The sequence below is a fragment of the Paraburkholderia pallida genome (genome assembly GCF_004524855.1).
GTDB classification, from domain to species: Bacteria; Pseudomonadota; Gammaproteobacteria; order Burkholderiales; family Burkholderiaceae; genus Paraburkholderia; species Paraburkholderia oxyphila.
Genome location: NZ_CP038148.1, coordinates 477,533 through 496,017 on the forward strand (window position 1 = coordinate 477,533; position 18,485 = coordinate 496,017).

General features: G+C 64.3%; 22 protein-coding genes and 1 tRNA gene. 7 read left to right on the forward strand and 16 right to left on the reverse strand.

What is annotated here, in order from left to right; genetic code table 11:
* Positions 1-162: 162 nt before the first annotated feature.
* From E1956_RS02080 to E1956_RS02095, 4 genes are all read right to left on the reverse strand, one after another.
* Positions 163-801: a DUF2239 family protein gene (locus tag E1956_RS02080; RefSeq protein WP_232071220.1), complete on the reverse strand. Its 639-nt coding sequence runs from the start codon at positions 799-801 to the stop codon at positions 163-165.
* 117 nt (positions 802-918) lie between these two features.
* Positions 919-1,743: an HvfC/BufC N-terminal domain-containing protein gene (locus tag E1956_RS02085; protein WP_232071222.1), complete on the reverse strand. Its 825-nt coding sequence runs from the start codon at positions 1,741-1,743 to the stop codon at positions 919-921.
* Positions 1,740-2,609: an MNIO family bufferin maturase gene (gene bufB / locus E1956_RS02090; protein WP_134746983.1), complete on the reverse strand. Its 870-nt coding sequence runs from the start codon at positions 2,607-2,609 to the stop codon at positions 1,740-1,742. Before bufB ends, E1956_RS02085 begins: the two co-directional genes overlap by 4 nt.
* A 106-nt stretch (positions 2,610-2,715) precedes the next feature.
* On the reverse strand, positions 2,716-2,964 hold the full coding sequence (locus E1956_RS02095; RefSeq protein ID WP_028217193.1) for a BufA1 family periplasmic bufferin-type metallophore: 249 nt from the start codon (positions 2,962-2,964) through the stop codon (positions 2,716-2,718).
* A 290-nt stretch (positions 2,965-3,254) separates the two neighbouring features.
* Here E1956_RS02095 and E1956_RS02100 point away from each other — a divergent pair, with 290 nt between their 5' ends.
* A complete protein-coding gene (locus E1956_RS02100) occupies positions 3,255-3,563 on the forward strand; it encodes a DUF4148 domain-containing protein (protein ID WP_134746985.1) in 309 nt (102 codons plus the stop codon).
* 313 nt (positions 3,564-3,876) lie between these two features.
* Here the strand turns inward: E1956_RS02100 and E1956_RS02105 are convergent, their stop codons facing one another.
* From E1956_RS02105 to E1956_RS02115, 3 genes are all read right to left on the reverse strand, one after another.
* Positions 3,877-4,683, reverse strand: coding sequence for a hypothetical protein (locus E1956_RS02105; RefSeq protein WP_134746987.1), 807 nt, complete (start codon positions 4,681-4,683; stop codon positions 3,877-3,879).
* Positions 4,684-4,817: 134 nt separating this feature from the next.
* Positions 4,818-5,939 carry a porin gene (locus E1956_RS02110; RefSeq protein ID WP_134746990.1) on the reverse strand — a complete coding sequence of 374 codons (1,122 nt, stop codon included), beginning with the start codon at positions 5,937-5,939 and terminating at the stop codon, positions 4,818-4,820.
* Between the two features lie 341 nt (positions 5,940-6,280).
* On the reverse strand, positions 6,281-6,574 hold the full coding sequence (locus E1956_RS02115; RefSeq protein WP_134746992.1) for a hypothetical protein: 294 nt from the start codon (positions 6,572-6,574) through the stop codon (positions 6,281-6,283).
* A gap of 274 nt (positions 6,575-6,848) precedes the next feature.
* Between E1956_RS02115 and E1956_RS02120 the strand changes: the two genes are divergently transcribed.
* A protein-coding gene (locus E1956_RS02120) for an IS3 family transposase (protein WP_134746994.1) occupies positions 6,849-7,983 on the forward strand; the annotation gives its coding sequence in 2 pieces (ribosomal slippage) (positions 6,849-7,108 and positions 7,107-7,983; 1,137 coding nt in all).
* Positions 7,984-8,046: 63 nt separating this feature from the next.
* Positions 8,047-8,496, forward strand: coding sequence for an SRPBCC family protein (locus tag E1956_RS02125; RefSeq protein ID WP_134746996.1), 450 nt, complete (start codon positions 8,047-8,049; stop codon positions 8,494-8,496).
* Between the two features lie 46 nt (positions 8,497-8,542).
* Here the strand turns inward: E1956_RS02125 and E1956_RS47515 are convergent, their stop codons facing one another.
* The 7 genes from E1956_RS47515 to E1956_RS02160 form a co-directional block, all read right to left on the reverse strand.
* Positions 8,543-8,944 (reverse strand): SymE family type I addiction module toxin, encoded by a 402-nt coding sequence (locus E1956_RS47515; protein WP_134746998.1) that lies wholly within the window; start codon positions 8,942-8,944, stop codon positions 8,543-8,545.
* A gap of 151 nt (positions 8,945-9,095) precedes the next feature.
* Entirely contained in the window at positions 9,096-9,845 is a 750-nt protein-coding gene (locus tag E1956_RS02135) for a tyrosine-type recombinase/integrase (RefSeq protein ID WP_232071224.1), read from the reverse strand.
* 165 nt (positions 9,846-10,010) lie between these two features.
* A tRNA-Ala gene (locus E1956_RS02140) sits at positions 10,011-10,086 on the reverse strand.
* 88 nt (positions 10,087-10,174) lie between these two features.
* The gene (locus E1956_RS02145; protein WP_232071338.1) at positions 10,175-10,483 is read right to left on the reverse strand and encodes a c-type cytochrome; all 309 of its coding nucleotides are present in this window, start codon (positions 10,481-10,483) and stop codon (positions 10,175-10,177) included.
* A 56-nt stretch (positions 10,484-10,539) separates the two neighbouring features.
* Positions 10,540-11,337 (reverse strand): BON domain-containing protein, encoded by a 798-nt coding sequence (locus E1956_RS02150; protein ID WP_134747000.1) that lies wholly within the window; start codon positions 11,335-11,337, stop codon positions 10,540-10,542.
* A 27-nt stretch (positions 11,338-11,364) separates the two neighbouring features.
* Positions 11,365-11,952: a phosphoheptose isomerase gene (locus tag E1956_RS02155; RefSeq protein WP_134747002.1), complete on the reverse strand. Its 588-nt coding sequence runs from the start codon at positions 11,950-11,952 to the stop codon at positions 11,365-11,367.
* Positions 11,953-12,148: 196 nt separating this feature from the next.
* On the reverse strand, positions 12,149-12,697 hold the full coding sequence (locus tag E1956_RS02160) for a YraN family protein (protein WP_134747004.1): 549 nt from the start codon (positions 12,695-12,697) through the stop codon (positions 12,149-12,151).
* Between E1956_RS02160 and rsmI the strand changes: the two genes are divergently transcribed.
* A complete protein-coding gene (gene rsmI, locus E1956_RS02165) occupies positions 12,696-13,589 on the forward strand; it encodes a 16S rRNA (cytidine(1402)-2'-O)-methyltransferase (RefSeq protein ID WP_134747006.1) in 894 nt (297 codons plus the stop codon). The two genes, E1956_RS02160 and rsmI, sit on opposite strands and share 2 nt — an antisense overlap.
* A 225-nt stretch (positions 13,590-13,814) precedes the next feature.
* Here rsmI and E1956_RS02170 read toward each other — a convergent pair whose 3' ends face one another.
* Positions 13,815-14,417 (reverse strand): septal ring lytic transglycosylase RlpA family protein, encoded by a 603-nt coding sequence (locus E1956_RS02170; RefSeq protein WP_134747008.1) that lies wholly within the window; start codon positions 14,415-14,417, stop codon positions 13,815-13,817.
* A gap of 734 nt (positions 14,418-15,151) precedes the next feature.
* Between E1956_RS02170 and E1956_RS02175 the strand changes: the two genes are divergently transcribed.
* From E1956_RS02175 to E1956_RS02185, 3 genes are all read left to right on the forward strand, one after another.
* Positions 15,152-15,829 carry an MBL fold metallo-hydrolase gene (locus E1956_RS02175; RefSeq protein WP_134747010.1) on the forward strand — a complete coding sequence of 226 codons (678 nt, stop codon included), beginning with the start codon at positions 15,152-15,154 and terminating at the stop codon, positions 15,827-15,829.
* Between the two features lie 67 nt (positions 15,830-15,896).
* Complete coding sequence (locus E1956_RS02180; protein WP_134747012.1) at positions 15,897-16,541, forward strand: 3'-5' exonuclease family protein; 645 nt, start codon at positions 15,897-15,899, stop codon at positions 16,539-16,541.
* A 90-nt stretch (positions 16,542-16,631) separates the two neighbouring features.
* Positions 16,632-17,102 carry an Lrp/AsnC family transcriptional regulator gene (locus E1956_RS02185; protein WP_174490587.1) on the forward strand — a complete coding sequence of 157 codons (471 nt, stop codon included), beginning with the start codon at positions 16,632-16,634 and terminating at the stop codon, positions 17,100-17,102.
* 60 nt (positions 17,103-17,162) lie between these two features.
* Here the strand turns inward: E1956_RS02185 and E1956_RS02190 are convergent, their stop codons facing one another.
* Positions 17,163-18,359, reverse strand: coding sequence for a cation diffusion facilitator family transporter (locus E1956_RS02190; protein ID WP_134747014.1), 1,197 nt, complete (start codon positions 18,357-18,359; stop codon positions 17,163-17,165).
* Between the last annotated feature and the right edge of the window lie 126 nt (positions 18,360-18,485).

Genomic DNA, 18,485 nt, shown 5'->3' on the forward strand with positions numbered 1-18,485 from the left:
GACCCCATGACAGTTCATGCAGAGGTTGTAAATGTAAACTCTCCGACTTCCCGCTCATGCCCGTGTGGCCTGAGCGGCTTTTTTTTGCCCGGGTATTTTTCGACGTCGTCTTTGCTGGAACCGGCGCGGCTCATCGTGACGCCGCGCCGCCTGGTTGCGGCCTCAAGCGAATGCGTCCCGGGCGAGCTCCCGCACGTAGTTGCGCACGTCCTCGGGCCAGTCCACGCTCCACGCCTCGAAGCGCGTGCGCTCGCCTGCATACAGCGCGCGCAGCGCTTCTTCATAGCCCGGCAGGTTGCCGGCCATCGCGGTCATGAAGCGATGCACCGCTTCACGCGATGCCCGCACGCGGTCCTTCGACTCGCTCGCATGACGCGCGCTCTCCACGAGCCGGCGCAGCACCACCGATGCGCCGCCCGGCTGCTCCGCCAGCCAGTCCCAATGCCGCGGCAGCAGCGTGACCTCGCGCGCAACCACACCTAGTTTGGGCCGTCCGCGGCCGCGCGGAGTCTCTGCGTCGGGCTCATCCGGCTGTGCCTGTGCGCTCTCTTCGGTCTGGGATTGCCACGCCGCGTCGGCGGCAAGGCGCGCGGCCACGTCTGCGGGCCTGCCGCGCAGATCGAATTCCACCGGCCTCGCGTCGCGGTCGTCGAACACCAGTACCGATGCGCTCTCGCCGCCCTCCAGTGCCGCCTTCACCGCCAGCGCCACGTCGAGCGGCGCGCCGCGCGCGATCAGCCGCGTGCCGGCAAACGCTGTAACGCCCGCGCCTTGTGGCATGGGCTCATTCGTCGATGTCATGTCTTGCTCCTGTGTCGAATCACGGAGCGAATATTACCCGGGTAAATTACATGACGCAATATCATCCGGGTAATATTTGATTGTGCTCAAGTTGCAGCCTCGACGGGCGTGAGCGCTTCATTCCTCACGCAAGCCGACGATCGCGCCCGTCTCGATCCACATGCGCCATTGGCTCGCGAAGTCGAACGCTTCGTCGATGGCGAACGCGCATTCGAGCGCTTCGTCGAGCGTCGCGCCACGCTGGAGCGCCAAGAACGCCTCGTGCGCGGCCTGTGTCTGAGCTAGCGCAGCGGGCCGCCAGCGCGGACGCACGACGAGCGTCCAACCCGGCGTATCGATGCGTTCGGGCCATGCGTTGCGGCTTTTGTCGTCGAGGCTTTGATCGTCAAGGCTTCCGTCCGCAGGCTGATGCGCGCGCCAGATCGCGAGCGCCGCGTACCGCGACGCAAGCGCGGCACACGCCGGATGCACGGCGAGCCGCGCCGACATGAGACGCTCCGCGCCGATCGCCTGCCACTGCGCCGGGCCAAGCGGCTCGGCATCGGCCGCAAAGGCTGCGACATGCAACGCCCATTCGAGACGCGCGACATCGCCGAAATACGCGTAGCGCGCGTCGGTCTCGTAGCGTTCGATGAAGGCCGGCAAGGCCGCGCCGAAGCGATTCAGATCGGCGTCGCGCGAAGGATGGGCTCTCGCATAGTCGCGCGAGAGCCCATCGAAGTAAGCATCGCCGACGAGCGCGAGGAGCACCGGATACGCACTCGCCAACGCGGCGCGCCGTGCCGCGCGCACGTTGCCGCGATAGAGGCCAAGACGCTCGTGCAAGTCAGCGTCTGGGGCGGCGGGCTGAAGATGGGCGGCGAGCGCGGCATCGGCGGCGGGATCGTCGAGCGCTGCGGCAAAGGCCATCTGCAGCGACGTCAGCGTTTCACTCGCGCTCATGTTTGCACCTGCACACTCGCTTGCGGATCGTGCGCGATCCGTGTCATGCGCTCGCGCGCGAGCTTCGCTTCGTCGATGAGCACATCGAGCGGCGGCACGGCGGTGTCCCATTCGATCAGCGTGGGCACCGGGCCGAAACGGCGCAGCGCGGCCTCATAGAGCATCCAGACTTCAGGCGCGACGCGCGAGCCGTGATCGTCGATCACCGCCGCCGCCGTCACTCGATGCCCCGCGAGATGCAGTTCGCCCACCGCCTCGCGCGGCAGCGCGGCCATTGCCTCAAGCGCGTCCTCGCCGTGATTGCATTGATTCACGTACAGATTGTTCACGTCGAGCAGCACGCCACAGCCCGTGCGGCACGCGAGTTCTTCGAGGAAGGCCGTCTCGCCGCAGGTATCGTCGCGAAACCGCACGTACGTGGAGACGTTTTCGATCAGCACGCGCCGGCGCAGCGTGTCCTGCATCTGCGCGACGCGCGTACAGAGATGATCGAGCGACGCCTGCGTGAGCGGCATCGGCAAGAGATCGTGAAGTGCGGCGTGAGGCGTCGCACCCCAGCACAGATGCTCGGAGACGAGTGCGGGTTCGATGCGCTCGACGAGTCGCTCGAGGCGCGCGAGATGCCCTTCGTCGAGCGGCGCGGCAGAGCCAAGCCCGAGGCCCACGCCGTGCAGACTCACCGGCAAATCGCGGCGCACCGTTTCGAGCACGTGCAGGTCGTAGCCGCCATCGCCGAAATAGTTTTCGCTATGGACCTCGACCCAGTCGACCGACGGTGGCCCCTGCATGAATGCGTCATAGTGCGCGTGACGCAAACCGATGCCAACGCCCTGTGCCGGAAGTGTGCGCGAAGGGGTTGGCATCATCGTGTGCATGTCTCGAGCAGGCTAGCGGCAGCGATCATGTTGGGGCTCGGATTGAGCCGTTCTGCGCCATGCATTTCGCTGCTCATTTCGCCGCTCTTGCCACGGCTTACTTTTCCGGCGTGCCGCCGAGCTTTTCGCAGGTGCCCTTCGGCATGGCCTTGAAGTCGCCCTTGTCGTGGTCGACCTTGGCCTCGCCCGCGCAGTCGTGCACGCCGGTCTTGCTCGCGCAATCGTTCTGGCCGGCCTTGGCGACGCCATAGCAGTTCACAGTTTCGTCGGCGTGCGCGATGCCTGCCGTCGCCAGACCCGCCAGCGCGGCGGCAATCACAGCCTGACGGCCGAGTGCGTTTTTCATGGAAATCTCCTCGAAGGTTGCCGGCATTGCATCAGCCGTGAGAACCGTGCCGCGCGCGGCCTCATGCGCACTATTTTGCCTCACCGCCAGGCAGACGACGCACGCGCGTGGCTGCGAGCTTCCGCCATTCGCTTTCAGCATCCGGTTCAGCGGCAATTATCTTCATTTTGGTAATGATGTTTGCCGTATCTCGATATTTATCTGCGAAGTGCGCTGCAATAAAGTTCCATCAACGAATCGAACAACTCGATTGTTACGGTTCAAATGATAAATTTTGGAGGTTAGTAACCATGAAGACCCTGATTGCTGCAGCGCTTGCCGCTACCGTTCTTGCCGCCCCGGCCCTGTCGTTCGCTCAAGAAAGCCAGCCGGTGACCCGTGCCCAGGTGAAGGCAGAACTCGTGCAACTCGAACAAGCCGGCTATCGCCCGGGCGTCTCGAGCCCGTACTACCCGGAAGACCTGCAAGCCGCACAAGCGAAGGTCGCGCAACAAAACGCAACGGCTGAAGCCACGGCCTACGGCGCCTCGACGAACGGCTCGACGCAAGCCGGCAGCCGCGTGACGACGAACGCCAAGTCGGTTTACTTCGGCCAGTAATCGCGGTCGAAGGCAGCGCCCCGTACGGCGGCGCGCTGAGTGAAGTACACCAGACGGGCCTGCTCTCGATGGAACTCGAGAGCAGGCCCGTCAGTCTTTGTGCTAACACGTTAGTTAACGTCGCCTCGCGCGCTGCGCGGAGCGCACCCACAGAAAACCTCCGCCGCCGGTGATCCGGCGGCTTGGACACCGGTGTCCGGGCCTTTTCCACTTTGCGTGGCTCTGGGGTGGCATTGATCGCCGTATCGGTTCGCGCCGTCTAGCACCGGCGCGCGAACCCGCCCTTCCCCGCTTCTCCCGCCCGCCCCGCCGATTATTCCGTGGAAACGGTATCGGCGCGCACGCCGCTTTGCGCAGGATCCGCGCGTTTGAGCCGTGCGAGGCGCGCGCTCGTCGCCTGAACCAGCATGGCGACGGCCGCCGCTTCGACGAACGCGAGCGTCGAAGCCTGATGTGCGAGCGTCAGCGACAGCACCAGACAAAACGCCGCGAACCCGAACCGCCCGAGCACCATCCCACGCAGCAACGCGATGACGAACGCCGCGCCGTGCGCGCGATGCGACGACACCGCCAGCACGCTGCTGAGCAGCGGAAACACCGCGAACAAGCCGCTCCACACGGGGCCGAGGCGCGTGGACATCGCCGTGACGGCCAGCGTGAGCGCGGCGCCCGCAAACATGCGCCCGGCGAGATCGGTGCGCATGAGCGGCGCGCCGGCGGCGACCACGGTGCTGCGCGGCAGGAAGGTCTGGCCGAAGAGCGTCGCGGCCAGCGCCACGCCGAGCGCCCACGGCCACGACACCGGCAGGCGCGACAGCACGCACGCGGCGGCGAACCATGCGGCCAGCCCCACCGCGAGCGCGAGCCACCAGGGCCGCGCGCGGCACGTCCAGGCGTAGGCGAAATTGAACGACTCAGAAGCGAGGATCGCGTAAAGCGAGAGCGTGGCGGCGCGCGCGCCGAACGCATCGCCGTGCTGCATCACGAGCAGCCAGAGAATGGGGCCCGCGATTACTGGCAACCCGGCGAGCCAGCCCGCGACCTTCGGCCCCCAGTGCTTGCCGGCCATCGACACGAACAGCAGGAAGAGCGGGACGAGCGTGAGCTTGAGGGCGAGCATCGGGGCTGAAGACGAAGATGAAAGACGAACGGGCGATGGTAGCAGCGCATTCGCCGATGCGCTGGCTGTCTTTCTGATTGTCCGGATCTGCGTTGGCCGCCGCCGGTGGGAGACGCGCGCCCGAACACCGATGCCTAGAAGCGGTGGCGGATACCCGTGGCGACCACGAGCTGGTTGCGTCCGCTCGCGGGATCGAACGCATTGATGACCGCGGGCGCGCCCGCGCTCGCGCGCTGGTAGACCGTTTCGGCGTAGACGTCGGTGCGCTTCGAAACCTGATAGACCGCCTGCACCGCGCCCTCGTGCCAATGCGCCGCCGATGCCTTCGTGTAGACGTACATGCCCGCGAGCGACACGGCCTGCGTGACCTGCCAGACGGCATTGAGCTCGTAGTTGCTGAAGCCGACGGAAGGCAGGCCCGCGCCGCTATCCGCATCGACGACGCCGGTCTGGATCGCGCGCGACCACGCGGCGCCGAGCGTCACGTCGCCGATGATGTAGTTCGCGCCCACGCCGATGGTGTCCTGCTTGCCGACGAATGTATCGATGACCGAGCCCGCCGCGTCTCCCGAGCCCGGCAGCGCGAACGGTTCATACGCGCCCGTGCCGTTCGCGCCGCGGCCATTGTTGTGCAGCCACGCGACGCCCGCGCTGAAGGCGCCGCCCGCGTAGTTCGCACCGAGGCTGTAGGCGCGGTTGTCGGCGAAGCGGCCCGCGCCGTTCGAGAACGCGTACATGCCGCCGAACGTGAAGCCGCCGAACTTCGGGCTCTCGTACTTGACGGCGTTCGCGGCGAGATACGTGTTGTTGGCGTTGTCGTTGTCGAAGGGATGCGCGAACGCGGTGCCGCCCGTGCCGCCCGTGAGCGTGAAGGGCGCGAAATAGTCGTGGACCGAGTCGTACTGGCGGCCGAGCGTGAGCGTGCCGAACGACTCCGATTCGAGGCCGACGTAGTACGGGTGATCGTTGCGCTCCTCGCCGTTGGCGGGCGCGAAGCCGCGCTCGAGACGGAACAGCGCCTTCATGCCGCCGCCGAGATCCTCGCTGCCTTGCAGGCCCCAGAAGCTGCCGTCGATGAGGCCCGAGGTGAGCTGGTATTGCGCGTGGCCGCCGACGTTGTTTGCGTAGGCGAGGCCGGCATCGATCTCGCCGTAGAGGGTGACGGCGGATTGGGCCTGTGTGGGAGCGCTCAGGCAGGCGAAAGTGGCGGCGCAGGCGGCGGCAAGCGCGGCCTTCTGGGGCGAAGGGCGGGTCATGAGTGGGTTGGACGGTGAGTAGTTGTGGCGGCGGCGGGATGGTGCTGCGGCGCTTTTTGGGCGCGTGCGCGGCCCGGGTGCCTTGCAGAAGGGTGAAATATTAGTAAGAAATGTAGGCTGTATGCAATGTTTGCTTTGCGGATCGGCGGGATTTCTGGGAAAGCGATGGGGATGCGCAACGGCGGGGTTGATGCAGCGCAGAGCTTGTGTTGCGGGGTTTGCGGCGGTGCGTTGGGGGCGGGCGTTCGAAGCGCGCGAGTTGACTCACGGCGCAGCGGGGATGCTGCGCCGCTTTTTTGTGGGCGTTGTGCTGGGGGTGCTGTTAGTTGCGGTTTGGGTGACTAGTAGCCGTGGGTCACGAGCGAGAGCACCGACAGGTCGGGATGCGTGCCCTCGATGATGCTCCGCCCCACATGCGCCGCCTCTTCTACCGCCTCCTGCTCGCTGCGGAAGGTTTCGTCGCCGTCCGCATGGTACGCGACCGAATGGCCCGGAAGCGCCGCGTTCGCGCCTGGGTGGCAGATGTAGGCGGTGTAGGTGTAGCGCTTGCCGCCTTCCTCTGCCGGCATGGCGCTGATGTGGATTTCGAAGCCTTCGTAATCAACCTTTTGAGTCTCGATCTGGGCGGCGGGCATGGCGGCCTCCGAGGGGCGATGGTCGGGCGGGTGGCCCGGGGGATAGGGGAAGTTTAGGCTACCCGGCCGCGTTGGTTTGCTGCGGTGCGAGGGGCGGGTGTGGGGTGGTTTGTTTGGCTGTTGACTAGAATCTTGGATGCCTGGTTGCTCTGCTGCCCTGCCCTTTTGCGCCTGGAGGATTGATAAGAGGTGGCTTCGAGAATTCAGACAGTTCGTTGAGTGGAAAAGCTGGGGCGTGAGTCGGCCATAATGGTCGGCAACAAGGAACCAGAAGATGACGAAACGAAACCGACGGACTCACTCACCGGCGTTCAAGGCAAAGGTGGCCCTGGCGGCGCTCAAGGGCGACAAGACGCTGGCAGAGTTGGCCCAGCAATTTGATGTCCATCCGAACCAGATCACGGACTGGAAGAAGCAACTGCAGGAGCGGGTTGCCGATGTGTTCGAAGTGGGCAGCGCGGCGCCGTCGGCGCCGCCAGTCGACGTGAAGGTGCTGCACGCGAAGATCGGGCAATTGACGTTGGAGAATGATTTTTAGAAAGCGCGCTCAGCAAGGCGGGACTGCTGGGCGTAAGGCGATGATCGATCGTGATCACGCTCTGCCGGTGACACAGCAGGCCAAGCTGGTAGGCATCAGCCGGTCGAGTGCCTATTACCAATCGCGCGGGGTCAGCGAAGCGGATCTGAAATTGATGCGCCGGATTGACGAGCTTCACCTCGAGCATCCATTTGCAGGGGCACGAATGCTGGTACGGCTGCTGCGTCGCGAAGGCATCAAGGTCGGGCGCAGACACGTCAGCACCTTGATGAAGCGCATGGGCGTCGAGGCGTTGTATCGCAAGCCAAACACGAGCCGCAAGCATGCAGCCCACAGGATCTGGCCGTACCTGCTGCGCCACCGGAAGATCGACCGGGCCAATCAGGTCTGGGCGCTCGATACGAGCTATATCCCGATGGCGCGCGGCTTCGTATATCTGACGGCCGTGGTGGACTGGGCGAGCCGTCGGGTGCTGGCACACCGGGTGGCGATCACGCTGGAGAGCTGCCATGCCGTCGAGGCGCTGGAGGAAGCGTTTGCGAAATACGGCCTGCCTGAGATCGTCAACACGGATCAAGGCAGCCAGTTCACCGCAACCGAATTCACCGACGCGGTGCTCAGCCGGAACGTTCTTCTGTCCATGGATGGCAAGGGCGCATGGCGTGACAACGTGTTTGTTGAACGGGTGTGGCGCAGCGTCAAATATGAAGAGGTCTATCTGAAAGCCTACGACTCGGTCAGCCACGCCCGCCGCTCAATCGGCAACTACCTGAACTGGTATAACCAGAATCGGCCTCATTCCAGGCTGGCCGATCAGACACCGGATGAAGCATACTTCGCCACGCTGCCAGCGATAAAATCGGCAGCTTGATTGCCTCAGCAATTCCACTTAAAAACTTGCTGATCCTGTCCGAACGAACGAGGCCACCTCTATATGCCTACGAGTACCGTTCGAATTCATCGGGTTTTCACCGCGCCACCTGAGCGGGTTTATCGCGCGTTTCTTGATGCTGGTGCGCTGGCGAAATGGCTGCCGCCGAATGGGTTTACTGGGACCGTGCATCAACTCGATGCGGTTGTTGGTGGGAAGTATCGGATGTCGTTTACGAATTTCACCAACGGGGCTAGTCACTCGTTTGGTGGGGAGTATCTGGAACTCGTGGCTAATGAACGGATTCGGTATACGGGGGTGTTTGAGGATCCGAATCTGCCCGGGGTGATGGAGACTACGGTTTCGCTGCGCGCTGTCTTCTGCGGGACTGAGGTGACTGTCGTGCAGGAAGGGATTCCGGAAGTTATTCCGGTTGAGGCTTGTTATCTTGGATGGCAGGAATCGGTGGCGTTGCTTAAGACGCTGGTGGAGGCGGAGATTCGGGAGCCCTAGAACGGCAAGCCCCGGCGGTTGGCCGGGGTGTTGTTTGTCGTTCTAATCAGTCTTGCGTGATCACAAGTCTGCCGTGCTGAACTTCGACTTTTACTCGCTGCCCGGCTTCGAAGCCTGCGAGTTCTAGCCAGCGGCCCGCGAGTTTGATCCAGGGGTACAGCGGTGGCGCCGTGCGGGTTCGCGCGTTGATGCGGCGATACTCGAAACGGAGATGCTGATGAAAGTGAGCGAACTGCTCGAACGTCTTAGAGACGCGCCGCAGGATAGCGTCGTAGTGTTTATCGACGGGTACGCAGACGCCGATGAAACTGACGAAATTCAGCAGGTCGATATCCGGACCGAGTCTTGGACGCACGAGACCGGTTGTTACAACGGCGAGAAGTATGAGTTCAGATATCCCGGACCGCCAGACCCGCGCTCGCAACCGGGCTACAGCGATATCGTTCATGGCATGGATTCAGTCGTCGTCCTGTCCAGCGGGCCCACGAACCTTCACTACCGTTGAGTGACCCGCAGCGGCGGTCCCCTCTGCTGATTGCGGGCTCCGGCAGCCACGGGGCTCGTTGGACCGCGCGTAGCTGGTTAGGTGTCCAATGACGTCAGCCATCCCATGCCGAAAACAGCTTCAAGCTTCGGCTCCTTGTGGTCGCGACAAGTCCCGAAACGACACGATGCGGCTGCCCAGGTGCGACGCGCCAGGGCGCGTCACGACTCGAGATGGAGCACCACCTTCCGCCGCGCCGGCCGTGGCGGGGATGCGGCCCCACCGGACTACGTCGCCCCGGGTTAATGTCGCGCTCCGCCCGCCCCGTCGCCACGGCGTAGCGAAATGCCTGACTGCAGTTTTGCTTTGCCCTATGCGCGGTCTCAACGACGCGGCTCTCAATTCTCTGCAGCACCGCCAGGAGTTCGGCGGGTTTGATATCTGCTATCGGCCGCTTGCCGAGCCAAGGAAAAACATCCCGCTCAAAGCGACGGATAATTTTCTCGGCGTGACTGCCGGCCCACACATTCTTTTGTTTTTCAAGCCATTCGCGTGTCACGACCTCAAAGCTATTCGCATTAGCGTCCGCCTTCGCGCTCTTCTGAGCTTTGCGATTGGCACTGGGGTCGCCCCCATCGGCAACTAGCTTTCGCGCCTCGTCTCGTCGCTCACGCGCCAATGCAAGACCAACGTCCGGATAGACACCCAGCGACAGACGCTTCTCCTTCCCGTCGATTCGATACTTGAACCGCCACCACTTGCCGCCAGTGGGATTTACCTCGAGATAAAGCCCGCGCTCGTCGGAAATCTTGTAAATTTTCTCTCGCGGCTTTGCCTGCTTAATTTTGACGTCTGTCAGCGGCATTTTGGGGGCAACTCCTTTGCGCATCTGCGTGTTGCCCTCAATGTTGCCCCCAGTTGCCCCAAGATGACAAGTAGCGATATGAGACATTCGGAGACAAAGAAAAAGCCGCGAACCCAATGAATTCGCGGCTTTTGAGATGCTCTGTGATGCTATGAGACTTTACGGTGGTGGAGCGGAGGAGGATCGAACTCCCGACCTTCGCATTGCGAACGCGACGCTCTCCCAGCTGAGCTACCGCCCCACTATCCAAACGATTCTAGCATAGCTATTTTCGTTTGTGCCAAGCGCCAAAATTGCGCGATCTCAAGCTTTCGAGCGCCACGAAAACGCTACTTGGAAGCCGGCGCCCCAGCCAACACCCAGGCCACGACATCGCGAACATCCGCAGCGCTCATAGCAGGATGCGAGGGCATCGGAATAGCCCCCCAAACCCCGGCCCCACCGTCCCTTACCTTCTTCTCGAGCTTGGCCTGCGCCCCGGCATCGCCCTTGTATTTAGCGGCAATATCCTTAAACGAAGGCCCAACAAGCTTGCGATCCACCGCATGACACCCCATGCAGGCATTGGACCGCGCGATAGCCACCCCATCGCTAGTAGCAGCCAAAGCCGAAGCAGACACCCCAAACCCACCAAGCATCGCCACGAGGAACCCACCCACCACACGACCACGCAAACTAGCCGAACACATCCCCATCACATCGTCGCCCCATTGCTACCCGGATGCGCGGGCGACGAATCCATCACCGGCGCAGGCGCTTGCTGATCGAGTGGCCGCGAGCTCACCCCCGAATCCGGCACAGCCCCCACCTGCGGCGCTTCAGCAGCACTAACCGGCGCCGGCGTCGGCGCATTCCCATTCGCCTGGCTATTCGCCGCCATCGCCTGCTGCGGCTGGATGTACTGATAGCACTTCACCACCTGCATCACCCCCGGCACCGTGCTCGCAGCATTAGCAGCAATATTGCCTTCGTCCACGGTCACGAGGCCCATCAAATAGACCACACCGCGCTCGCTCACCACCTTGAAGTTATTCGCCGAGATGTCCTTGTACATGACAAGCTCGCTCTTCACCCGCCCTTCAAGATACGAGTCATTAGCGCGAGTCGAAAACGAGCTAGCCGGCTGCACCGCCAGCTCATTCACAATCGACCCCACGTTCGCGATATTGCGCACGATGATCTCGGCCTTCTGCTTCGAAGCCTCGTCGGGCACCTCACCTGTCAGCAGCACGCGCTGGTTGAACACGGCCACATTCAAGTGCGAGCTATCGGGCAACCCGTTGGTCAGATCCTTGAGCGCCTTCACCTGGATCTCGCGGTCTTCGGTCTGCGCGCCCACCGTGCGCCGGTCGGTTGCCACCAGCGCGGTCCCGCCCGCCGCGGCGCCCGCAACGGCGAGGAAGCAGCCCTGCAGGCTCGCGCACAGCGAGGCAGCAAAGCCGATCGTCAGCGTGGTCCGGGCCAGCGCGCGCGTCATGCTGTTTCTGCTCATCAACTCCCTCTCCTTCGTCCTTCGGTGTCAGTCTTCGCCCAGCAGCATCGCGTCGATGCCGTCGCACAGGCAGTGGATCGTCAGCAGATGTACTTCCTGGATGCGCGCGGTCCGATCGGACGGCACGCACAGGTGGATGTCGGTGTCGGCGAGCGCTTCGGTCACCGTGCCGCCGCCCTTGCCGGTCAGCGCGATCACGATCATTTCGCGCTCGTGCGCTTCTTCGATGGCGGCCAGCACGTTCGCCGAGTTGCCCGAGGTCGTGATAGCGAGCAACACGTCGCCGGGCTGGCCGAGCGCGCGCACCTGTCTCGCGAACACCTGGTCGTAGGCGTAGTCGTTCGCCAGTGCCGTGAGCACGGAGGCGTCGGTCGTGAGCGCCAGCGCCGGCAGGCCCGGGCGGTCGCGCTCGAAGCGGCCGATCAGCTCGGCGGCAAAGTGCTGGGCGTCGGCGGCCGAGCCGCCGTTGCCGCATGCGAGAATTTTGTTGCTGTTCGCCAGCGCGGCGAACATCGTGTCGACCGCGGCGGCAATCGGCACGGCCAGGGCTTCCATCGCGGCGAGCTTGACGGCTGCGCTGTCGCGAAAGTGCTGTTGAATTCGTTCGACGGACATCGACTCTCTAATCTGTACTGCGTGTATCTTGAATATTCCGCGTGAATGCGGTGTGGCGCAAGTTTATCGCACTCAAGCGCGTTCTCTTCCGGCGTTCTTTTCCGTACGCGCTTTCGAGGCCGCTTTTTTCGCGCGCGTGTGTCTCATGCGAAGGCGCCTCTCGGCGCGCGGTCACATCTGCTTACACTCCGACCGCTCAGCGTCCGTCTTCGCGAAACGCGTCGCGCAGCCACGCGAGGCGTCCGCCCTCGAACGTCACCACGTCGAAGCGGCACGGCACCGCTCGCGCGTCCCGCGCATGCGAGCACGTCGCCAGGTAGTAGCGCGCCGCACGCAAGATCCGCTGCTGCTTGTGCCAGCCCACGCTCGCCGCCGCGCCGCCGTAGCCACGCCACGTACGTGCGCGCACTTCCACGAAGACGAGCGTGCCGTCGCGATCGCGCATCACAAGGTCGATCTCGCCAGCGCGGCAGTACACGTTGCGCGCGACCAGCACGAGGCGTTGCCGCTGCAAAAATACCAGTGCGTGCGATTCAAAGCGTGCACCCGCCTCGCGGCGTTCGGCATTGGACCGGCCTTGCGCGGAAAAGTTGTCGCGACGCGTACCTGCGCGCGCATCGTCGCCCACGCCTGCGCGCGAAACCCGTGCGCCTTCTTCGCGGCGTGTCGCGCCGTCCGCCGCCGCGGCCTCCCCCACATGGCACAATGTCGGCCTCTTTTCTTGCGTTCGCGCGTTCCGTGTCATGACGTCCCTCCTCGAACTCGCCCAGGCCCAGCAATACCCGGCCGCCACGCTGTACGTCGTGGCGACGCCCATCGGCAACACGGCCGACATCACCTTGCGCGCGCTGCACGTGCTCGGCCTCGTCGATCGCATCGCCGCCGAGGACACGCGCAACACGGGCCAATTGCTCGCGCGCTACGGCATTTCGAAGCCGCTCGTCGCCGTGCACGAGCACAACGAGCGCGAAGCGGCGCTGCGCGTGATCGAGCATCTGCGCGCGGGCGAGCGCGTGGCCTGCGTCTCGGACGCGGGCACGCCCGGCATCTCCGACCCGGGCGCGAAGCTCGTCGATGCCGTGCGCGCCGCCGGTTTCCAGGTCGTGCCGCTGCCGGGCGCGAGCGCGCTCGCCACCGCGCTTTCCGCGGCCGGCGACTGGGTCGCGACGTTCACGTTCCTCGGCTTTCTGCCGCCCAAGCCCAAGCAACGCGCGGCCGCGCTGCAGCCGCTCGCCGATCATGGGCACGCGATGGTGTTCTACGAGGCGCCGCATCGGATCGTCGAGACCGTGCAGGCGCTCGCCGATGCATTCGGTCCGGCGCGGCGTCTGTTGATCGCCCGCGAGTTGACGAAGCTACACGAGGCGCTCTGGTGCGGCACCCTGGCCGAAGGGCCAGCGTGGCTCGCGGCCGATGCGAACCGGCAGCGCGGCGAGTTCGTGCTGGTGGTGGAAGGCGCGAGCGCGCAGGCCTCGGGCGAGGCCGATCACGACGCGCTGCTGCGCGTGCTGCTGGAGGAAGTGCCGGTGAAGGGCGCGGCGAAAATCGCCGCGGCGCTCACGGGTGCGTCGCGCAACGCGCTCTATGCGCGCGCGCTCGAACTGAAGAATGAAGGCGGCGAGGAAGACGCGGACTGAGCCGCCAGAACGACAAAAGGCGATAAAAGTCGACAACAGGCACGCATCGGGCGATGCGGCCGCCGAAAGCGGCAGAAAGACTGAGGGGCCGCGTCGATGGGTTCGACGCGGCCCCTCGCGTATCCAACTCTTGAGTCATCCGGTGTGCGCCATCCGGCGCGCGTCACGCGCCAACACGGACGAAACACAGGGAATCCATCACGCGCTTCAAGCGCGCGGCGAATCTCAGTTGCTTGTCGAGTTCGCGGCCAGCATTTCTGCTTGCGCGGCCTTCGCTTCCTGGCGCGAGAGGCCTTCGATTTCCACCTTCGCGGTGCCCGCGTGCTGCAGGCCCAGCACCTTCGCCGCCGCGTACGACAGGTCGAGGACGCGGCCACGCACGTACGGTCCGCGGTCGTTGATCTTCACCACAACCGACTTCGAGCTGTTAGCCACGGTCACGCGCACGTACGAGCCCAGCGGCAGTGTGCGGTGTGCGGCGGTCAGCGCCTTCATGTTGAAGCGCTCGCCGCTCGCGGTCTTGCGGCCGTGGAACGGCCAGCCGTACCACGAAGCGCGGCCGGTCTGGTGGAACGAGCCCACGTCGGGCGCGTTGCCGTCGATCGGTTGCGCGTCGGCAAGCGAGTTGTCGTTGCCGGCGCCCGAGGCGGGCAGCGCCGCAAGCGCGGAGCCGTAGCTCTGCGGCGCGGCGAAGGCCGTGTGCGCGTCCTTGGTGCTGAGCGCGTCGCCCTGCGCCTGGTTCTGTTGAGCAGGCGGCATGGCACAACCGGCCAGCACGGACACGGCTGCAAGACTCCCGAGTCGTCGTCGAGATAGTCCGAGTTTCATAATTTAGCCATCACGTTTCGGAGCCGTCCCGCGCCTTTGGTTGCGCGTTCGTGGATAGCTCCGGCGGTCGCGGGCAAAAGAACACCCCACCCGCCGATCGATGAAAAAAGGCGAGCGAATGCCGATACCCGGATGCGGCCCCATATGCCGCTAACCGCTGGTTCGATTTCACGTCTGGCGCAACCTGTCCCCGGCAGCCTGACCAGACCCCACATGCCGCCATCGAACGTGATGTACACGTTCAGGCACGCCGGAGACACACGGCGTACAGGAACGGCGGCGTAGGCCCCACCCAGCGTCACGGCAGCAAGTCCGTGGCAGGCGCGTGGCGCCTGGCTGGGCAAGACGTGCGGTGCCGAACGGATCGGCACCTGATTTGCCGTCTTGTAAGGCAGCCTGTTTAGCCAGCCTTTCTTGACGGCACTGCTTGACGGCGATGTATTACGACCCCGTTTTAACTGCGGGTCACATCGCCCAGTGAATGCACGCGTAACGTGCTTGATGCATCGCATTATACCTAAAAGTAATTCTTGCCATCCGTACCTGGTAGAAAACTCCATGATTTTTCACTATTGATGTAACAAAGCCGTTTGTCTGGCCCGTCCGCGAGGCCCGCGCGCCTTGTCTGACAAGGCCGGCGGATGTGCGTCGGCGAGCGCGGGCGGCGTCTTGCGCGCCCCGGTACAATCGGGGCTTTGGCCTGCGAAGGCCCACGTCATCCACGAGCCGCGCGCATGAAAGTCACGTTGATTCCCGTCACGCCGTTCCAGCAAAACTGTTCGCTCCTCGTCTGCGAGGCAACGGGGCGCGCCGCCGTCGTCGACCCTGGCGGCGATCTCGATCACATCGAAGCCGAGATCGCGCGCCAGGGCGTGCAGCTCGAAAAAGTGCTGCTCACGCACGGTCACCTCGACCACTGCGCGGGCGCGAAGGAGCTCGCCGAAAAGTTCGGCGTGCCGATCATCGGGCCGCAAGAGGACGAGCGTTTCTGGATCGATCAGTTGCCGCAACAGAGCGTGCGCTTCGGCTTTGGTCATGCGCAGGCGTTCGAGCCGGACCGCTGGCTCGCGGACGGCGACACCGTGCAGGTTGGAGAAGAGGAGCTGGAGGTCTATCACTGTCCCGGACACACGCCTGGGCACGTCGTGTTCTTCAGCCGCAAGCATCAGCTCGCGCTGGTGGGCGACGTGCTGTTCGCGGGCTCGATCGGCCGCACCGACTTTCCGCGTGGCAATCACGCGGACTTGATCCGCTCGATCCGGGAAAAGCTCTGGCCGCTTGGCAACGATGTCACGTTCGTGCCGGGCCACGGCCCGGTTTCGACTTTCGGCGAGGAGCGCCGCACGAATCCTTACGTAGCAGACAGCGTGCCCGGCGTCTCCGGTGGCGCGAGCCAGGCGCCCTGGGGCTGAGCGCCGGGCCAGCCGAGCACCCGCTCACGCTCACCGGCACGCGTCAAACCGTCAACGAATCCCGCCCATGAATCCAGCGAATCAAGCCGCCATTGAAGAGATCTACGTCAGCACCGACGTCGAGGCCGATGGTCCTATCCCCGGCCCGCACTCGATGCTGAGCTTCGCGTCGGCGGCCTACACCGCCGACAAGCGTCTGATCGGCACGTTCTCGGCCAATCTCATGACGCTCGAAGGCGCGACGCCGCATCCCGTGCAGGCCGCCTGGTGGGAGACGCAGCCCGAGGCGTGGGCCGCCTGCCGCAAGGATCAGCAGGATCCCGCCGCGGCGCTCAATAAGTATGTAGAGTGGGTGGAGGCGCTGCCCGGCAAGCCCGTGTTCGTGGCCATGCCGGCGGGCTTCGATTTCACCTTCATGTTCTGGTACATGATGCGTTTTACGGGGCGCTGCCCGTTCTCGTGGTCGGCGCTCGACATCAAGACGCTCGCGTTCGCCATGACGGGCCTGCCGTACCGCAAGTGCATCAAACCGCGCTTTCCGAAGCACTGGTTCGACGATCACCCGCATACCCACGTCGCGCTCGACGACGCCATCGAGCAAGGCGCGCTGTTCTGCAACATGCTCGCCGACCTGCGCGCGCAGCAGGCGGGGCTCGCGGCGGCCGCCGCCTCCGATGATGGGGACGCCTCAGGGCAAAACGCCGTCACCTGATTGCCAAATTAGAAAATCTGCCTCGTCAGGTGCGGTTTGCATTGCGTTTCGTTTTTCCGGCCTCTAACATTCGGGAATACGGCGACGCACATGGAGGCGCATTTGACACTCGATACGTTCTCTCAGAAGATCCTGCGCCTGTTGCAGCTCGACGCGCGCCGCTCGGTGCAGGAAATCTCCGATCAAGTGGGGCTCTCCAGCACGCCATGCTGGCGCCGCATCAAGGACATGGAACAATCGGGCGTGATCCAGCGCTACACGGCGCTGCTCGATCGCGAGAAATTGGGCCTGCACGTCTGCGCGCTCGCGCATATCCATCTCACGCGGCACACCGAGGGCGGCGTCGAGGAATTCGAGCGCGAGATCGCCACCTGCCCCGAAGTCACCGAGTGCTACAGCACGACCGGCGAATCGGATTACATCCTCAAGATCGTCGCGCCGGACATCAAGGCCTACGACACCTTCCTGCACGAGCGCATCTTCCGCATTCCGGCCGTTGCGCAGGTGCGCACGAGCGTCGTGCTACGCGAAATCAAGTTCGATACGCAATTGCCGCTGTGAGGCGCGGCGCGACAGGCTAGCACCCCGCGCTCGCGCCGCCCGGCGCGGCGGCGCAACGCATCATTCGTGCACGCCGCCCGACGCGCTTGTCGATCCCGCATCCGCCGCCGACGTTGTTATCGATGTCGCGGCCTGCACCGCTTCCACCTTGCTCGCACCGAGCTTGCGCGCGAGCGCCTGCATGTCGACACCATCGAGGCGCCGCGCATCGCCCTGCGCCGAGAGAACGGCTTGAATTTCGAGGCCCGTGCTCAGGTAATGCAGCGTCACCGCCTCCACACGCACGCCATGCGCCGCCAGCGCCTCGCGCAGCGCATGCTCGACTTCGCCGCGCGGCGGCTGGTTCGCGACCGAGCGCACGTGCATGTCGTCCTCGGGATCGACGTGGATCAGCGCGTCGAGCACGCGCGGGTCGGTGAGCAGGCGCGCACGCGCCGTCTCCGCAATGTAGTGCCCTTCCGAAACCGAGATGAGCGGATCGACGAGGATATGCGCGTCCACGAGCGCGAGGTCGCCGGTCTTGCGCGTGCGCATTTCGTGCACGTCGAGCACGCCGGGCGTGCCGGTCAAGAGCGTGCGCAGGTCGCCAGTCGTGGCTTCATCGAGCGCGCGGTCCGAGAGGTCCTGCAGCGCGTCCCAGCCGAACACCCAGCCCATGCGCGCGACCATGAAGCCGACGATGGCCGCTGCGATCGGATCGAGCAACCGCACGCCCATGAGGCTGCCCACGATGCCGATGGCGACCACGAGCGACGAAGCCGCGTCCGAGCGCGCATGCCAGGCGTTGGCGATCAGCATGGCCGAGCGCACGCGCTGCGCCTCGCGCAGCATGTAGCGGAACAGCGACTCCTTGGAGACGAGCACGAGCACGGCCACGGCGAGCGCGCTCGCATGAACCGGCGGAATGTCGCCGAGATGGGCAATACGTGTGCCGGCGCGCGCGAGCATACCCACCCCCACGGCAATCAGAATGGCGCCAAGAAATAATGAAGCAACCGTTTCATAACGGCTGTGGCCGTAATTGTGATCGGCGTCTGGCTTTGCGCCGCTATGGCGGTTCGCAAGCAGCACGACGAAATCGGAAACGAGATCGGAGAGCGAATGAACGCCGTCGGCAATCAAGGCCTGCGAATGCGCAAACACGCCGACTGTGATTTGCAGCACGACCAGCACGGCATTGACGGCGACGCTGACAAGCGTGGTCTTGCGCGCGACGCGCTGTTTATCCGATGGGGATACGGAGGCGGTAGTGGACATACGATTCAATGCGCAAACGTGGAATAGCCGCGATTGTAATGGCCCTACCATGACGAATTCGAGATAACCCTGGAATCCTCTTTTAAATCAGGCGACTACGAGAACACTTCGTATTCGCGTTCACTC

Bases quoted from the DNA above. Each gene is read 5' to 3' on its own strand.
- E1956_RS02185 (WP_174490587.1), top strand. From the start codon at position 16,632: ATGGAGGCGCATTTGACACTCGATACGTTCTCTCAGAAGATCCTGCGC.
- E1956_RS02150 (WP_134747000.1), bottom strand. From the start codon at position 11,337: ATGAGCAGAAACAGCATGACGCGCGCGCTGGCCCGGACCACGCTGACG.
- bufB (WP_134746983.1), bottom strand. From the start codon at position 2,609: ATGATGCCAACCCCTTCGCGCACACTTCCGGCACAGGGCGTTGGCATC.
- E1956_RS47515 (WP_134746998.1), bottom strand. From the start codon at position 8,944: ATGAACGATATCGCTGTAGCCCGGTTGCGAGCGCGGGTCTGGCGGTCC.
- E1956_RS02170 (WP_134747008.1), bottom strand. From the start codon at position 14,417: ATGAAACTCGGACTATCTCGACGACGACTCGGGAGTCTTGCAGCCGTG.
- E1956_RS02115 (WP_134746992.1), bottom strand. From the start codon at position 6,574: ATGCCCGCCGCCCAGATCGAGACTCAAAAGGTTGATTACGAAGGCTTC.
- E1956_RS02175 (WP_134747010.1), top strand. From the start codon at position 15,152: ATGAAAGTCACGTTGATTCCCGTCACGCCGTTCCAGCAAAACTGTTCG.
- E1956_RS02080 (WP_232071220.1), bottom strand. From the start codon at position 801: ATGACATCGACGAATGAGCCCATGCCACAAGGCGCGGGCGTTACAGCG.
- E1956_RS02085 (WP_232071222.1), bottom strand. From the start codon at position 1,743: ATGAGCGCGAGTGAAACGCTGACGTCGCTGCAGATGGCCTTTGCCGCA.
- E1956_RS02100 (WP_134746985.1), top strand. From the start codon at position 3,255: ATGAAGACCCTGATTGCTGCAGCGCTTGCCGCTACCGTTCTTGCCGCC.
- E1956_RS02145 (WP_232071338.1), bottom strand. From the start codon at position 10,483: ATGCTTGGTGGGTTTGGGGTGTCTGCTTCGGCTTTGGCTGCTACTAGC.
- E1956_RS02110 (WP_134746990.1), bottom strand. From the start codon at position 5,939: ATGACCCGCCCTTCGCCCCAGAAGGCCGCGCTTGCCGCCGCCTGCGCC.
- E1956_RS02135 (WP_232071224.1), bottom strand. From the start codon at position 9,845: ATGCCGCTGACAGACGTCAAAATTAAGCAGGCAAAGCCGCGAGAGAAA.
- E1956_RS02180 (WP_134747012.1), top strand. From the start codon at position 15,897: ATGAATCCAGCGAATCAAGCCGCCATTGAAGAGATCTACGTCAGCACC.
- rsmI (WP_134747006.1), top strand. From the start codon at position 12,696: ATGACGTCCCTCCTCGAACTCGCCCAGGCCCAGCAATACCCGGCCGCC.
- E1956_RS02095 (WP_028217193.1), bottom strand. From the start codon at position 2,964: ATGAAAAACGCACTCGGCCGTCAGGCTGTGATTGCCGCCGCGCTGGCG.
- E1956_RS02190 (WP_134747014.1), bottom strand. From the start codon at position 18,359: ATGTCCACTACCGCCTCCGTATCCCCATCGGATAAACAGCGCGTCGCG.
- E1956_RS02155 (WP_134747002.1), bottom strand. From the start codon at position 11,952: ATGTCCGTCGAACGAATTCAACAGCACTTTCGCGACAGCGCAGCCGTC.
- E1956_RS02125 (WP_134746996.1), top strand. From the start codon at position 8,047: ATGCCTACGAGTACCGTTCGAATTCATCGGGTTTTCACCGCGCCACCT.
- E1956_RS02105 (WP_134746987.1), bottom strand. From the start codon at position 4,683: ATGCTCGCCCTCAAGCTCACGCTCGTCCCGCTCTTCCTGCTGTTCGTG.
- E1956_RS02160 (WP_134747004.1), bottom strand. From the start codon at position 12,697: ATGACACGGAACGCGCGAACGCAAGAAAAGAGGCCGACATTGTGCCAT.